The 14,091-nt window shown below is 70.3% G+C and carries 14 protein-coding genes and 1 tRNA gene; 7 read left to right on the forward strand and 8 right to left on the reverse strand.

The genetic code is table 11. From position 1 onward, the window contains the following. From VH969_RS16655 to VH969_RS16665, 3 genes are all read left to right on the forward strand, one after another. On the forward strand, positions 1–412 hold a 412-nt coding region (locus VH969_RS16655; RefSeq protein WP_331975093.1), incomplete at its 5' end, for a thioredoxin-like domain-containing protein. 94 nt (positions 413–506) lie between these two features. Beyond that, positions 507–1,385, forward strand: a complete 879-nt coding sequence (locus tag VH969_RS16660; protein WP_331975095.1) for a thioredoxin-like domain-containing protein — start codon at positions 507–509, stop codon at positions 1,383–1,385. A 38-nt stretch (positions 1,386–1,423) separates the two neighbouring features. Beyond that, positions 1,424–2,173 carry a DUF305 domain-containing protein gene (locus VH969_RS16665; RefSeq protein WP_331975097.1) on the forward strand — a complete coding sequence of 250 codons (750 nt, stop codon included), beginning with the start codon at positions 1,424–1,426 and terminating at the stop codon, positions 2,171–2,173. On the opposite strand, the gene VH969_RS16670 is transcribed toward VH969_RS16665, so the two are convergent. Together VH969_RS16670 and VH969_RS16675 are read right to left on the reverse strand one after the other, a co-directional pair. Next, positions 2,174–3,070: a cation diffusion facilitator family transporter gene (locus VH969_RS16670; protein WP_331975099.1), complete on the reverse strand. Its 897-nt coding sequence runs from the start codon at positions 3,068–3,070 to the stop codon at positions 2,174–2,176. Between the two features lie 57 nt (positions 3,071–3,127). Then, a complete protein-coding gene (locus VH969_RS16675) occupies positions 3,128–4,774 on the reverse strand; it encodes an SDR family oxidoreductase (protein ID WP_331975101.1) in 1,647 nt (548 codons plus the stop codon). 67 nt (positions 4,775–4,841) lie between these two features. Here VH969_RS16675 and VH969_RS16680 point away from each other — a divergent pair. Next, positions 4,842–4,914, forward strand: a tRNA-Arg gene (locus tag VH969_RS16680). 119 nt (positions 4,915–5,033) lie between these two features. Here the strand turns inward: VH969_RS16680 and VH969_RS16685 are convergent. The 3 genes from VH969_RS16685 to VH969_RS16695 all read right to left on the reverse strand — a co-directional run bounded on the left by VH969_RS16685 (position 5,034) and on the right by VH969_RS16695 (position 6,806). After that, on the reverse strand, positions 5,034–5,675 hold the full coding sequence (locus tag VH969_RS16685) for a nucleotidyl transferase AbiEii/AbiGii toxin family protein (protein WP_331975103.1): 642 nt from the start codon (positions 5,673–5,675) through the stop codon (positions 5,034–5,036). After that, on the reverse strand, positions 5,672–6,196 hold the full coding sequence (relB, locus tag VH969_RS16690; RefSeq protein ID WP_331975105.1) for a type II toxin-antitoxin system RelB family anti-toxin: 525 nt from the start codon (positions 6,194–6,196) through the stop codon (positions 5,672–5,674). The genes VH969_RS16685 and relB overlap by 4 nt, the downstream gene beginning before the upstream one ends. A 304-nt stretch (positions 6,197–6,500) precedes the next feature. Further along, complete coding sequence (locus VH969_RS16695) at positions 6,501–6,806, reverse strand: hypothetical protein (RefSeq protein WP_331975107.1); 306 nt, start codon at positions 6,804–6,806, stop codon at positions 6,501–6,503. Positions 6,807–6,901: 95 nt separating this feature from the next. On the opposite strand from VH969_RS16695, the gene cpt reads away from it, so the two are divergent. Next, entirely contained in the window at positions 6,902–7,435 is a 534-nt protein-coding gene (gene cpt / locus VH969_RS16700; protein WP_331975109.1) for a chloramphenicol phosphotransferase CPT, read from the forward strand. Positions 7,436–7,465: 30 nt separating this feature from the next. Here the strand turns inward: cpt and VH969_RS16705 are convergent, their stop codons facing one another. Then, complete coding sequence (locus VH969_RS16705) at positions 7,466–7,639, reverse strand: DUF2795 domain-containing protein (RefSeq protein ID WP_331975111.1); 174 nt, start codon at positions 7,637–7,639, stop codon at positions 7,466–7,468. Between the two features lie 122 nt (positions 7,640–7,761). Beyond that, on the reverse strand, positions 7,762–7,983 hold the full coding sequence (locus VH969_RS16710) for a hypothetical protein (protein ID WP_331975113.1): 222 nt from the start codon (positions 7,981–7,983) through the stop codon (positions 7,762–7,764). A gap of 136 nt (positions 7,984–8,119) precedes the next feature. On the opposite strand from VH969_RS16710, the gene VH969_RS16715 reads away from it, so the two are divergent. Next, on the forward strand, positions 8,120–8,998 hold the full coding sequence (locus tag VH969_RS16715) for a DMT family transporter (RefSeq protein WP_331975115.1): 879 nt from the start codon (positions 8,120–8,122) through the stop codon (positions 8,996–8,998). A gap of 66 nt (positions 8,999–9,064) precedes the next feature. Beyond that, entirely contained in the window at positions 9,065–10,927 is a 1,863-nt protein-coding gene (locus VH969_RS16720; RefSeq protein ID WP_331975117.1) for an acyl-CoA dehydrogenase family protein, read from the forward strand. 10 nt (positions 10,928–10,937) lie between these two features. Here the strand turns inward: VH969_RS16720 and VH969_RS16725 are convergent. Then, positions 10,938–14,091: response regulator (locus tag VH969_RS16725; protein ID WP_331975119.1), on the reverse strand; the 3,154-nt coding region annotated here is incomplete at its 5' end.

Here is a 14,091-nt window from a genome sequence, read left to right on the forward strand (position 1 = left end):
CTGGGCGGACTGCACGGGCACGGTGTACGCGAAGCCGGTCCGCAGCGAGAACATGGTCCACTCGCTGGAGCACGGCGCGGTCTGGATCGCGTACGACCCCCGGCGGATCCGCGGCGCCGGGCTGAACGTGCTGGCCGCGAAGGTCGACGGGCAGCCGTATCTGATGCTCTCCCCCTACCCCGGCCTGGACGTGCCCGTGTCCATCCAGTCGTGGGGCCACCAGCTGAAGGTGAGCCGGCCGGACGACCTGCGCATCGACCTGTTCATCGCGGCGCTGCGGGACAACCCGTACACCACTCCCGAAGCGGGCGCTCCGTGCGGAACCAACCCGGCTCGGTTCGACGTGACCGACCCGCCGGCGTTCGACGGGAGCCCGCCGGGCCCGGACGCGTTCCCCGTACAAGGTCCCTGACGCCGACCCAACGTGGCCGTTCCTTACACTTGGCGGCTGCAGTGTGTCTTCCCTGTACCGAGCTTCCCTGTACGAGACGAGGTCCGAGACCGGCATGGCCAGCGGGACGAAGAGCAAGGGCACGACCAAGCCCAAGGCAAAGGGCAGGAACGCGGCCGCAAAGAGCGGGCGTACCTCCATCTCGCGTGCCGGGAAGCCGAAGCCGTGGGGCATGATCCTCGGCGTCATCGTCGTCGTGGCGATGGCGGGCGGCGTGTTCACCTACGCCTTCGTCCAGATCCACGAGAAGGAGAAGTGGGTCGTCGCCGAGGACAACAAGGACCCGTCGGTCAACATCGACGGCATCAAGCAGGTCAAGTACGACGGCGCCCAGCACGTCACCGCGCAGCAGCGCGTCGCGTACGACCAGAGCCCGCCCTTCGGCGGCCCGCACGACCAGGTGTGGGCGAACTGCGCGGGCACGGTCTACGACAAGGCCGTCCGCAACGAGAACATGGTCCACGCGCTGGAGCACGGCGCGGTCTGGATCGCGTACAACCCGGACAAGATCAAGGGTGACGCGCTCGACACGCTGAAGAACAAGGTCGAGGGCCAGCCGTACATGATGCTGTCGCCCTACCCCGGCCTGAACAAGGCCGTCTCGCTGCAGTCGTGGGGCCACCAGCTGAAGGTGGACAGCGCGGACGACGAGCGGGTCGACCAGTTCATCACCTCGCTGCGGGAGAACAAGTACGAGCACCCCGAGCCCGGCGGCCGCTGTGACTCCGACGGCACCGGCTTCGACCCGACCAGCCCGCCGCCCTTCGTCGCGGAGAAGCCCGGCAAGGACGCCGTGACCATGGACGGCAAGGGCGCCATCGAGGCCGGCGACGAGGGTATGACCGGTCAGCCGCCGGTGTCGGGCCCCGCGTCCGCGCCGGCCTCCGCTCCCGCGTCCGGCTCCGCCCCGGCGAGCGCGCCGCCCAGCCAGTGACCGGGCGGCGGGACCCGGCGAGGCCGGACGAGAACACGGTGGCGGTCGAGGACCCGTCTTCGGCGGAACCCGACGACGAGGTCGGGGAGGCCGGGGAGTTCGACGAGCCCGAGCCGCCGTCGCGGGCCAGCCGGATCCTCGTCGTCACGGCCGCGGCCATCGTCCTGCTGCTGGTCGGCGCCGCGATCGGCATGCTGATCACGCTGTCCCAGGCGGGCTCGACCGCGCCGCCCGACGCGGATTCCGTCGACGTCGGCTTCTCGCAGGACATGCGCGTGCACCACATGCAGGCGGTCACGATGGCCGGCATCGAGCGGGACCGGACGACCGACCCGATCATGCGCGGTATCGCCTTCGACATCGAGTCCACCCAGCTCACGCAGCTGAGCGAGATGGCGGGCTGGCTCACCGTGTGGGGCCAGCCGGACCTCCCCCCACCAGGCGCGGCGCACATGGGCTGGATGTCCGAGGGCGGCAAGCACCACCACAGCGACGGGGCGGGCGGCACGACCACCGGCCCGGTGCAGCGGATGCCCGGCATGGCCACGACCGAGGAGATCAACAAGCTGCGCAAGCTGTCCGGCAAGGAGCTGGACGTGCTCTTCCTGCAGCTGATGCTGCGCCACCACCAGGGCGGGCTGGAGATGGCGCAGTACGCCGCCGAGCACGCGAGCGAGGGTTACGTCAGCAACCTCGCGTCGAAGATCGTGAGCAGCCAGCAGAACGAGATCGCGCTGATGACCAAGTACCTGGAGCAGCGCGGCGCCGAGCCGCTGCCGTACCCCTGATCACCAGTGCAGCTCGCGGCAGCCGGCCGCGGCCTCGCCGGTCTCCAGCTGCAGCGTGGCGTGCTCGATCTGGTACTCGTCGGCGAGCACCTGCTGCGCGGTCCGCAGGATCGCCGTCTGGTCGGTCTTCGCGTCGACGGTGAGGTGCGCGGAGGCCACCTCCATGCCCGAGGTGAGGGTCCAGACGTGCACGTCGTGGACCTCGCGGACGCCGTGCAGCGCGCAGAGCGCCTTGGTCAGCTGGTCGACGTCCACCCGTTCGGGCGCGTGCTGGAAGAGGATGCGGAGCGACCGGCGGGCGAGGGTCCAGGTGCGCGGCAGCACCCACAGTCCAATCGCGACACCGATGACCGGGTCGGCGTAGCGCCAGCCGAACAGCAGCGTGAGCGCACCGCTGACGAGCACGCCGAGCGAGCCGACGAGGTCGGCCAGCACCTCGAGGTAGGCGCCGCGGACGTTGAGGCTCTCCTCGGCTCCCTTGCGCAGCAAGGCGAACGCGGCGATGTTGACGGCGAGCCCGAGCAGCGCGACGACGAGCACGGTGCCACCGGGCACGGCCGGCGGGTCGCGGAAGCGCCGGATCGCCTCGACGAGGACGTACGCGGCGACGCCGAACAGCAGGACGGCGTTGGCGAGGGCGGCGAGGACCTCGGCGCGGTAGAGCCCGAAGGTGCGCGCGGCCTTCGGGTGGGCGCGCTTGGCGGCGAGGATCGCCACGAGCGCGAGGCCGACGCCGACGACGTCGGTGACCATGTGGGCGGCGTCGGAGATGAGCGCGAGCGAGGACGACGCGATGCCCGCGGTGAGCTCGACCACCGCGAAGGCGGCGGTCAGCACGAACGCCGCGGTCAGCGCGCCGAGATGGCGGCCGGACGCGCTGCCGTGCCCATGGCTCATGCCCGGCTCCCTTCTGCCGGGGGTCAACATATAGTCATATGCGCATGCGTGCAAGATTTACTTGCGTGCCTGCGCACCCAGCCAGCGGCCGATCGCCCTGGTCGTCGCGGGCGCGTACCGGGCGCCGAACGCACCGGCCCGCGCCTCGGGCGTGACGGGGACGACGAGCCTGTTCTCCTGTATCGCCCGGACGACCGCCTTCGCGACCTTGTCCGGCCCGTAGCCGCGCTTCTCATACATGTGGAATGCCCGCTCCTGGAGCGCTTTCTCCTCGGCGGGGGTGGTTGCGGCGAAGCGGGTCGTGGCGGTGATGTTGGTGTGCACGAAGCCGGGGCAGATGGCGCTCACCCCGATGCCGGCTTCCCGGAGCTCGCCGGCGAGGCACTGGGCGAGCATGAGCACGCCGGCCTTGGTGGTGCTGTAGGCGGGAAGGCCCGGCGTGGCGAAGTACCCGGCGGCCGACGACGTGATGACGACGTGCCCGCCCTCGCGGCGCTCGACCATGCCCGGCAGGAAGGCGCGGAGGGTGTGGATGACGCCCCAGAGGTTGACGTCGAGGACCTTCTGCCAGTCATCTGCGCTGGTCTCGAGGAACGTGCCGCTGATCCCGATCCCCGCGTTGGCCATGACCAGGTCGGGTACGCCGTGCTCGTCGTTGACGTGGCGCGCGAGCCGTTCGGTGGCGGTGCCGTCGGCGACGTCGAGCTGGTAGGCGGCGCCCTTGATCTCCTTGGCGGTCCGCTCGGCGGCGGCGAAGTCGATGTCGACGCAGAGAACCTCGGCCCCAGCGCCCGCCAGCGCACGCGCCGTCTCGCGCCCGATCCCCGATCCGGCGCCGGTGACCAGGGCGAGCTGGCCGGCCATCCCGTTGGGCGTGCCGCGCCGCGCCCTGGCCAGCTCCCGCGGCGGCGTGCCCCCGTCCACGTGGTCGGCGAACTGGGCGATCAGCCGGGCGACGGCGTCCGGATGGGTGCGGGGCGCCCAGTGGCCGGCGACGAGCTCGCGCCGCCAGAGCCGCTCACACCACGGGTCGGCGACGTCCAGAAGCGGGCGCGTGACGTACGGGTCCTGGGTGGGCGCGATGAGCTGGACGGGGATGGTGATCTTCGTGGGGTGGCGGGGCGTGGCCGGCATGTTGGCCCGGTAGAGCTGGATCCCGTTCCGTGCGTCGCGGTAGGCGGCGTGAAACCGCTTGCGCAGACCTGGGACCCGCCAGATCAGCTCGGGGATGACGGGCAGCTGGAAGGCGAGGATGTACCAGGAGTGCAGCGCCTGGCGGAGCACGCTGAGCGGCCGGCGCTTCCAGGCGCTGGTCCAGACGCCGATGTGCCCGAGGTCGGGCCCGGAGATCGAGGTGTAGGACTTGAACAGCGCGGGGTCGAGCGCTCCCCATCCCTGGATGGACCCCCAGTCGTGGCCCACCAGATGCACCGGCTCGTCGGGACTGACCGCCTCCTTGACGGCCCTCAGGTCACCCCAGAGCTCCTCGAGCCGGTACCCGCTCCGCTCGCGCGGCGCCTCGGAGCCTCCATGCCCGCGCACGTCGTACCGCACGACGCGAAACCGCCCCCGAAGCCGCTCAGCGACCCCGTCCCACACGGAGAGATTGTCGGGATACCCATGAACGAGGATGACGGCCGGCCCCTCTCCCTCGACAACGACCGAGAGCCGAACCCCTGCACCATCCACCCAGCGCCTGCCCATGCGATCACCGTAGCCGCCGCGTGTGGGCCTCACCGGGTACGCTAAGCTACGCCGGTCGAGCAGACGGGCCCTTGTAGCTCAGGGGATAGAGCACTGCCCTCCGGAGGCAGGTGTCGCAGGTTCGAATCCTGCCAAGGGCGCCCATCCTCATACCGCCCGGAAACCGCGGCTAACCAGCACTTGTGCTGGCCCAGCATTGACACCAACGTCCGGCGCTACGAGACGGCCTGTACGCGGCAGCCTGAGGGGTAGGTGCGGGCTACGGGCGGTCCTGGCGCAGCTCAGCGGCCCATTCTGCGAAGAACCCGCGTAGGGCATCTACATCTACGTCGCCGAGGCTCAGGTCCACGTCGGTGTAGCGCGAAATGGCGTCCAGTGCCTCGATGAAATAGCGCAGCTCGAAACCCGGGTTGACCTCGCGTGCCCACGCCAACAGCTCCGGCCTGCTGTACACGTGCGTCAACGCGAACACGTCCACGAAATCGCGAGCAGCGGACCGGTCGAACAAGGCGATGACCTTGCGGCCGGCCAGCTCCTGTGGTGCATACGTCGGGCCGGCCACGCTCATCGTCGGTGGGCGGCCCGGATGCGAGTCAAGGGCGATGTCGACCAGCAGATCTTCTGGGCCGGTCAACTGCACGCGATGGAAGGTCCCGCCCTCTTGAATCGTTCGCACGGTCCATCCGTGCGCTCGCGCCGCCTTGACCAGCTCGTCTCGGGCCACGGCGATGTCAGCGGGTCGATCGGTGAAGAAGTCCAAGTCCTGAGTCGGGCGGGACGTCAAGTGCTGGGCGATAAGCGCGGCACCGCCAGCGAGAACGAACCCGTCGCTCGCGGGCAGGCTGAAGAAGAGCCGCGCGACCTCGAGCTGGAAGTCCGTGAGGGGAATCTTGGTCGTCACTGTGCGGGGATCAGCTCAGAGATCGACGACTCCCAAGCCGCGCGAAGGTCACGCGGGAGCACCAGCTCGTCCCACAGGTCGACCAGCAACGCCCCGTCGACATAGGTGAGCACGTCCTGCGCTTGTCCCTCCCGGAGCACCGCCTCGTACACGCGCGCACGATCCGACCGGTCCCTGAGCCGGTACTCCCGCCCGGGCTGGGACCAGTTCAACGACAACGGCAACGTCACAGTCGCGAACGCCTGATGCGGTGAAAGCGACGGCAGCCGATCCGGCACCTGGAAGACACGGCCTCGTGACCCTGTGACGGAACGGAAGGTGATCCGAGGGCGCATGTCGAGCTCGAAGCCAGACACGCGCAGCAGCCGCTCCGCGGTATCCAGTGTCGGTTTCTTCCGGCCGTTCTCGTATGCCGACACGGCCGTGCGTGACGTGCGCGCCTGCTCGGCGAGCTGCTGCTGACTCAGACCGGCCTTGTGCCGCGCCTCCTCCAACAACCCTGCAACGGACACTGCCGGCACCTCTTCACCTCAGCCTGGGGTATCTACTTAGATACGTTACGCCGAACGGAGAACGACCGGCAACCGCCGAGGGCGGCCGAGTAGCGCGTGGACAATGCGTGGACAAGAAGCCGCCTTCGGGCGCTGACCCACGATAAAGCCGCTGGTCAGCGACTCTTGATATGCCGTAAATTGATCTACGGATGGGGGGCCGATCGTGACGATTATGATCTTGTGGGCGTCGCCCAGCCGGAGAGTCTTCCGGAGCTTCTTGAGCTTCGCTCGATGCTGCGGGCTCTGCAGGTCATCGATGACCTTCTCAGCCTCAGCGGTGTAGTTGAGGATGTACGGCGGAGCGCTCATCCTCGGTAAGCCAGTCCAGGCGCTTGACCTTGCCCTCGGCGGCGTCAGCCAGGCCGCGGAACAGCGAGGCCCTGAGCTCGTCGTTCTCCCAGACCAGCATTTCGCGCTTGGGGACGTTCGCCGGCGGCGTGAGCAGGATGGCGCCATCGTCGTTGATCGAGAGCGCGTAGCGGTCGTTCTTGTACACGCCGGCCTTGCCGAAGGCGATCCTCGCCCGCTCGTCGGCGGTGACCTCCGCGATAAGGCGGAACCCATCCACTGCGGTCATGGCAGCCTCCCCTCCTCGGCCAGGGTACGGACAGATGGTCAATCGAGTCGCCCGGGCCGCGGCCGGGATCATCTTCGCGGCTCTACCGTGGCGGCGTGGCTACTCAGGTCATCGTGCTGAATGGTGGGTCCAGCTCGGGCAAGTCGGGCATCGCCCGGTGCCTCCAGCACCTCCTGCCCGACCCATGGCTGGCACTCGGAACCGACACGTTCGTGGCGGCCATCCCTGCGGCCATGCAGTCGTCGGAGGGTGGGATCGAGTTCGGCGACGACGGCCGGGTCAGCGTGGGGGTGGAGTTTCGGGCGCTCGAGGCGGCCTGGATCCGCGGGGTCGCCGCGATGGGGCGGGCCGGGGCGCGGGTCATCGTCGACGAGGTCTTCCTCGGCGGGGCGGCCTCGCAGCAGCGGTGGTTGACGGCGCTCGATGGGCTCGGCGTGTTGTGGGTGGGGGTGCGGTGCGACAGAGCCGTGGCCGCCGAGCGGGAGGTCGCGCGCGGGGATCGCGTCCGCGGGATGGCCGTCGCTCAGGCGGAGCTCGTCCATCAAGGCGTCTCGTACGACCTGGAGGTCGACACCACTCACGCCGAGTCGATGGAGTGCGCGCGCATCATCGCCGAGCGCGTCGGCTGAAAGCATCCGCCGGCCGGATGCCGCCGCGGGTCAGTCCTGGTGGGACAAGGCGCCGGACAGCGCCGAGCTGACGTCTGCCGCGCTCTCGTAGACCCGGGTGGGTAACCGGTACAGCGCGCGGCGTGTTCGCACATCCGCTCCGTACAGCTCGGCGCAGGTCGTGATCTGCCATTTCTGCGCCGGGTAGCTGAGACCGTCGAGCATCTCTCTGAGACTGGGACTGTCGTTCAACGTGTCCATACCAATCGAATGCCCGGGTTGGAGCGGTTCAAACGACCTTGCACGGAAGGCCCGCACAGTCTGGAGTGGACGGTCACGCCCAGGCGTCAGCCCACGTCCATGCCGCCGGCGCCCCCGCGGTCACGCGGTACCGACTCGTCCGCCTGCTCGGTGTTCGGCTCGTCGGCGTAGGTCGGGCGGGTGTGCTCGTCCGCGAAGTCCGGTTCGGCCTCCGGAGGGGCGGCCTGGCCGCCCGCCGGGGCGCGGCCCTCCAGGTCCTTCGTGTCGCGCTGCTTCAGCAGCTTCTTGAGCCGGTCCATCACGGCCATCGGGGCAACCTCCTCGAATCGGCTACCCGCCCGGCTACCCGCGAACCCGGCGCCGACACCTGGTCCTCGAAGTGGGCACGGCAGAGTCGCTAAGGTCAGCGCAGTGACTCCACACCCGATCGTGCAGCGCTGAGGGATGTCCTCGCTTCGGGGGCCGTTGCTCATCGCCGGGCTGGCGCTGGCCTGGGGGTCCAACTTCCTCTGGATCAAGGTCGCCCTCGAGGCGTTCGGGCCCATGCAGCTGACCGTCGCCCGCATCGTGCTCGGGGCGCTCTTCCTCCTCGTCGTGATCGCGGTTCGGCGGGAGCGGTTGCCGCGGGACCTGGCCACCTGGCGGCACCTGTTCGTCGCCGCGCTGGTGGGCAACACCGCGCCCTACACGCTCTACGCCCTCGGGGAGATCCGTGTGGACTCCGGCATCGCCGGGTCGCTCAACGCCACTACTCCACTGTGGACGCTCGCGCTCGGGCTCGCCGCGCGGCAGATCAGCCGGCTCACCGTGCCGCAGTTCGGCGGGCTGCTGCTCGGCTTCGGCGGATGCCTGCTCGTCTTCACCCCATGGGACGCCGGCGCCGTCGACCCTCTCGGCGCCCTCTGCTGCCTGTGCGCCGGGCTCAGCTACGGCATCAGCTACCTCTACATGAGCCGCTTCCTCACCCCCAGGCAACTCAGCCCGACCGTCCTGTCCGCCGGCCAGCTGCTCGCCGCCTGCGTGCTGAGCGCGGCCACACTCCCCCTCGACCCGGCCGGCACGCCGGAATGGTCGACCGGGCCGTGGCTCGCCATGATCGTCCTCGGGGTCGTCGGCTCCGGGTTCGCCTACGTCCTCAACTACGCCCTCATCCGCACCGAGGGCGCGGTCGGCGCGTCGGTCGTCACCTACCTCATCCCGATCGCCTCGCTGGGCCTCGGCTTCCTCGTCCTCGGCGAGTCCGTGCCGCTGCTCGCCATCGCCGGCGTGGCCGCGATCCTCGTCGGGGTCGCGGCCTCACGCCGGTCCGCGCCGATCAGCTGACCAGCCCGGGTGTGATCCGCGTCCGGCCGGCGTGTGCCACGCGCCGATCGGGGGTACCGCCATGGCATGGCCGAACACGTCGACCCCGCCGCGCTCACGACGGTCCTCGACGGACGGTGGCGCGAGCTGCGCACGACGCTCCGGGACCGGATGCGGAGCACGAAGCTCGCCGACTCCTACGACCTCGACCGCGAGACGCACCGGGCGCAGGTGGCCGAGCAGATGCGCGAGCTCGTCGCCACCGGGCATCCGCGCCTCGGGTTCAGCCCCGAGTACGGCGGCGAGGGCGACGTCGGCGGGTCGGTGATCTCGTTCCAGCTGCTGGGATACGGCGACCTGTCCCTCATGGTCAAGGCCGGTGTCCAGTGGGGACTGTTCGGCGGCGCGGTGCAGATGCTCGGCACCGAGCGGCACCACGAGAAGTACCTGCGCGACATCATGTCCCTGGAGCTGCCGGGCTGCTTCGCGATGACCGAGGCCGGGCACGGCTCGGACGTCCAGCACCTGCGCACCACCGCGACCTACGCCGGCGGCGAGTTCGTGATCGACACCCCGGACGACGACGCGCGCAAGGACTACATCGGCAACGCCGCCCGCGACGGGCGCGTGGCCGTGGTCTTCGCGCAGCTGGTCGCCGGCGAGCGGGCGTACGGCGTGCACGCGTTCGTCGTGCCGATCCGCGACGCGGACGGGCGGGCGATGCCCGGCGTGCGCATCGAGGACTGCGGCGCGAAGGCCGGGCTGAACGGCGTGGACAACGGCCGCCTGTGGTTCGACGGCGTGCGCGTGCCGCGGGAGGCACTGCTCAACCGGTTCGGCGACGTGACCGGGGACGGCACCTACTCGAGCCCCATCGAGAGCGACGCCCGGCGGTTCTTCACCACGCTCGGCGCGCTGGTCCGCGGCCGGGTCAGCGTCGCGGGCGGGGCCGGCAGCGCGACGCAGCGGGCGCTGGCGATCGCGATCCGCCGGGGTGAGACGCGCCGCCAGTTCCGGCGGCCGGACACCGGCGAGGAGATCGTGGTCCTCGACTACCTCGCCCACCAGCGCAAGCTCCTGCCCGCGCTCGCGACCACCTACGCCCTGCACTTCGCGCAGGAGGAGCTGGTCGCGATGCTCCACGAGGTCCAGACCGCGCCCGAGACGGACGAGCGGGCCCAGCGCGTGCTCGAGTCCCGCGCGGCCGGCATCAAGGCAGTCGGCACCTGGCACGCGACCGCGACGATCCAGGCGGCGCGCGAGGCCTGCGGCGGCGCCGGCTACCTGGCCGAGAACCTGCTGCCCGGGCTGAAGGCGGACACCGACGTGTTCACCACGTTCGAGGGCGACAACACCGTCCTGCTGCAGCTCGTCGCGAAGGGCTTGCTGACCGACTACCGGGACAACTTCGCCGACCTCAGCCCGCTCGCGACCGCGCGCCTGGTGGCCGAGCAGCTGATGGGCGCGGTCCTCGAACGCCTGCCGACGCGCAAGATCGTCAGCCCGGCGCTGCACGACCGCACCTGGCACCTGGACCTGTTCGCCGACCGCGAGCAGCACGTCCTCGCCGGCCTCGCCCGGCGGCTGCGCGCCGCCGCGTCGTCGGACAGCGACCCGTTCGAGGTCTTCAACGACGCGCAGGACCACGTGCTGCGCGCCGCCCGCGCGCACATCGACCGGCTGGTCCTGGACGCGTTCGTCGCCGCGATCGACCGCTGCGCCGACCCGGCCGCGAAGGCGTTGCTGGAGCGGGTATGCGACCTGCACGTGCTGTCCACTGTGGAGGCTGACCGGGCGTGGTTCCTCGAGCACGGCCGGCTGGACCCCACGCTGGCGAAGAAGGTCGTCGCCGAGGTCAACGCGCTGTGCAAGGAGCTGCGCCCGCACGCGCGCACGCTCGTGGACGCGTTCGCCATCCCCGAGCAGTACGTGGCGACCGCGCTCGACTGACCGGTACCGATCAGGTCGGCAGCCAGCGGCCGATGCAGGTGAGCAGCTCGTCCGGGTCCACCGGCTTGGTCACGTAGTCGCTCGCGCCGGCGTCCAGGCTCTTCTCCCGGTCGCCGGCCATCGCCTTCGCGGTCACCATGATGATCGGCAGGCTGTCGAACTGCGGCATGTCCCGGATCGCGGCGGTCGTGGCGTAGCCGTCCATCTCCGGCATCATCACGTCCATCAGGATCAGGTCCACGCCGGGGCTCGCGAGCAGCGCGTCGATCCCCTTGCGACCGTTCGGCGCGTGGGCGACCTCGATGCCGTGCAGGTTCAGCATCTCCGCCAGCGCCAGCACGTTGCGGGAGTCGTCGTCGACGAGCAGCACCCGGCGGCCGCGCAGGTGCTCTATCTCCGCGGCCACCGCCGGCGACGCCTGGGTGTCTACAACGGACGGAACCGGGAGCGGGACCGGCGGCTCCGCCGGCGGCGCACCGGTGGCGGTGAGCTGGGTCAGCAGGAACAGGAACCGCTCGCGCAGCGCGTCCAGCGACCACACCAGCTCCACCAGGTGGTCGCTGGCGTGCGCCTCGATGAGCCGGTGCTGCGCCGGGCTCAGCTTGCTGGTCGGGTGGACCAGCACCGGCACCGTGAGCGGTCCGTCGGCCAGCCGCTGCAGCAACGTCATCGCGGTCGCACCCGGCATGCCGGCGTCCACGACGACACACCGGTACGCGCGCTCGGACAGCTGGTCGATCGCCTCGTCCGGCGTGTTCACCGAGTCGATGCGGGCCTGCTCACCCGGGCCCGTCAGGTCCGCGGCGAACTGGCGGATCAGCATGGTCAGCAGCCGGTTCTCCGGTGCCTCCACGACGAGGACCGATCTGTCACCCTCCGGCTCCGCCTCCCGCGGGCGGCGGTCCGGGCCGCTCACCGGGGACGGCGGCCGCACCGGCAGCAGCAGCGTGAACGTGCTGCCCCGGCCGAGCTGGCTCTCCGCCTGGATCTCGCCGCCGAGCAGGTTCGCCACCTGGCGGCTGATCGACAGGCCGAGCCCGGTGCCGCCGTAGCGGCGGCTGGTCGTGCCGTCGGCCTGCTGGAAGGCGCCGAAGATCGTGCCCAGGTTCTCCTTCGCGATGCCGATACCGGTGTCCACGACGGACATCGCGACGCGCGGCTCCTTGCCTTCCAGCAGCCGGACCCGCAGCTCCACGCGGCCCTTCTCAGTGAACTTGACCGCGTTGGACAGCAGGTTGCGCAGCACCTGGCGCAGCCGCTGGTCGTCGGTGGTCAGCAGCTCCGGCACGTCCGGCTCGACGGAGACCTCGAACTCCAGTCCCTTGTCGACGGTCAGCGGGTGGAACGTCGTCCGCACGTACTCGAGCAGGTCCGGCAGCCGGACCTCCTCGGTGTGGATGTCCATCTTGCCGGCCTCGACCTTGGTGAGGTCGAGGATGTCGTCGATCAGCTGCTGCAGGTCGGTGCCCGCGGCCTGGATGACCTTCGCGAACTCGACCTGCTTCGCGGTCAGGTTCTGCGCGGAGTTCTGCGCCAGCACGCCCGCGAGGATCAGCATGCTGGTCAGCGGCGTGCGCAGCTCGTGGGACATGTTGGCGAGGAACTCGGACTTGTACCGCGACGCGAGCGCCAGCTGCTGGGCCCGCTCCTCGATCTCCTGCCGCGCCTGCTCGATCTCGAAGTTCTTGATCTCGATGTCGCGGTTCTGGCGCACGAGAAGCGTGGCCTTCTCCTCCAGCTCCGCGTTCGACTGCTGCAGCTTCACCTGCTGCGCCTGCAGCTCGGCGGCCAGCCGCTGCGACTCGTCGAGCAGCGAGTCGGTGCGCGCGTTGGCGATGATCGTGTTGAGGTTGACGCCGATCGACTCCATCAGCTGCTCGAGGAACTCCCGCTGGACCGGGGTGAACCGGTTGAACGAGGCCAGCTCGATCACGCCGAGCGCCTGGTCCTCGAACACGATCGGCAGCACGATCAGGTTGACCGGCGGCGCGGCGCCCAGGCTCGAGGAGATCCGCACGTACGCGGGTGGCGTCTCCTCGACGAGCAGCGGCCGCTTGGTCGCGGCCACCTGCCCGATCAGCGACTGCCCCAGCTCGAAGGCCCGCGGCACCTCGGCGTCGCCCTCGTAGCCGTAGCCGGCGATGAGCTTGAGCCGCGGGCGCTCGGCGCGATCGTCCCGGCCGGGCTCCATCAGGAAGAACGTGCCGTGCTGGGCGCCGACGAGCGGAGCCAGCTCGTTCATGATCAGCTGCGCGACCGCGCGCAGGTCCCGGTGCCCCTGCAGCAGCCCGGCGATGCGGGCCAGGTTGGTGTTGAGCCAGTCCTGCTGCTCGTTCGCGAGCGTCGTCTCGCGCAGCGACTGGACCATCGCGTTGATGTTGTCCGACAGCTCCGCGACCTCGCCCTCGGCCTCCACCGAGATGGACCGCGTCAGGTCGCCGGTCGCCACGGCGCTCGCGACCTCGGCGATCGCGCGCACCTGGCGGGTCAGGTTGCCGGCGAGCTCGTTGACGTTCTCGGTCAGCCGCTTCCACGTGCCGGACACGCCCTCGACCTCGGCCTGGCCGCCCAGCCGGCCGTCCTTGCCGACCTCGCGCGCCACGCGGGTGACCTCCGCGGCGAACGAGGACAGCGTGTCGACCATCGTGTTGATCGTCGTCTTGAGCTCCAGGATCTCGCCGCGCGCGTCCACGTCGATCTTCTGGGACAGGTTGCCGCGCGCGACGGCGGTGGTGACCTGGGCGATCGAGCGCACCTGGTTGGTCAGGTTGTTCGCCATCGAGTTGACGTTGTCGGTCAGGCTCTTCCACGTGCCGGCCACGTTGGGCACCTGAGCCTGGCCGCCGAGGATGCCCTCGGTGCCGACCTCGCGGGCCACGCGCGTCACCTCGTCGGCGAACGCGGAGAGCGTGTCGACCATCGTGTTGATCGTCTGGGCCAGCGCGGCGACCTCGCCCTCGGCCTCGACGGTGATCTTCTGGGACAGGTCGCCGCGGGCCACGCCGCTCGCCACCGAGGCGATGGAGCGCACCTGCGCGGTCAGGTTGTCGGCCATGACGTTCACCGACTCCGTCAGGCCCTTCCAGGTACCCGACACACCCTTCACATCCGCCTGACCACCCAGCCGGCCCTCCGTGCCGACCTCGCGGGCGACCCGCGTCACC

This window comes from Actinophytocola sp. (assembly GCF_036555685.1).
Lineage (GTDB): Bacteria > Actinomycetota > Actinomycetes > Mycobacteriales > Pseudonocardiaceae > Actinophytocola.

What these genes read in the sequence shown, in the direction of transcription:
- VH969_RS16675 (WP_331975101.1), bottom strand. Translation starts at nt 4,774, where the DNA reads ATGGGCAGGCGCTGGGTGGATGGTGCAGGGGTTCGGCTCTCGGTCGTT.
- VH969_RS16670 (WP_331975099.1), bottom strand. Translation starts at nt 3,070, where the DNA reads ATGAGCCATGGGCACGGCAGCGCGTCCGGCCGCCATCTCGGCGCGCTG.
- VH969_RS16720 (WP_331975117.1), top strand. Translation starts at nt 9,065, where the DNA reads ATGGCCGAACACGTCGACCCCGCCGCGCTCACGACGGTCCTCGACGGA.
- VH969_RS16710 (WP_331975113.1), bottom strand. Translation starts at nt 7,983, where the DNA reads ATGGCCGTGATGGACCGGCTCAAGAAGCTGCTGAAGCAGCGCGACACG.
- VH969_RS16660 (WP_331975095.1), top strand. Translation starts at nt 507, where the DNA reads ATGGCCAGCGGGACGAAGAGCAAGGGCACGACCAAGCCCAAGGCAAAG.
- VH969_RS16705 (WP_331975111.1), bottom strand. Translation starts at nt 7,639, where the DNA reads ATGCTCGACGGTCTCAGCTACCCGGCGCAGAAATGGCAGATCACGACC.
- VH969_RS16695 (WP_331975107.1), bottom strand. Translation starts at nt 6,806, where the DNA reads ATGACCGCAGTGGATGGGTTCCGCCTTATCGCGGAGGTCACCGCCGAC.
- VH969_RS16715 (WP_331975115.1), top strand. Translation starts at nt 8,120, where the DNA reads ATGTCCTCGCTTCGGGGGCCGTTGCTCATCGCCGGGCTGGCGCTGGCC.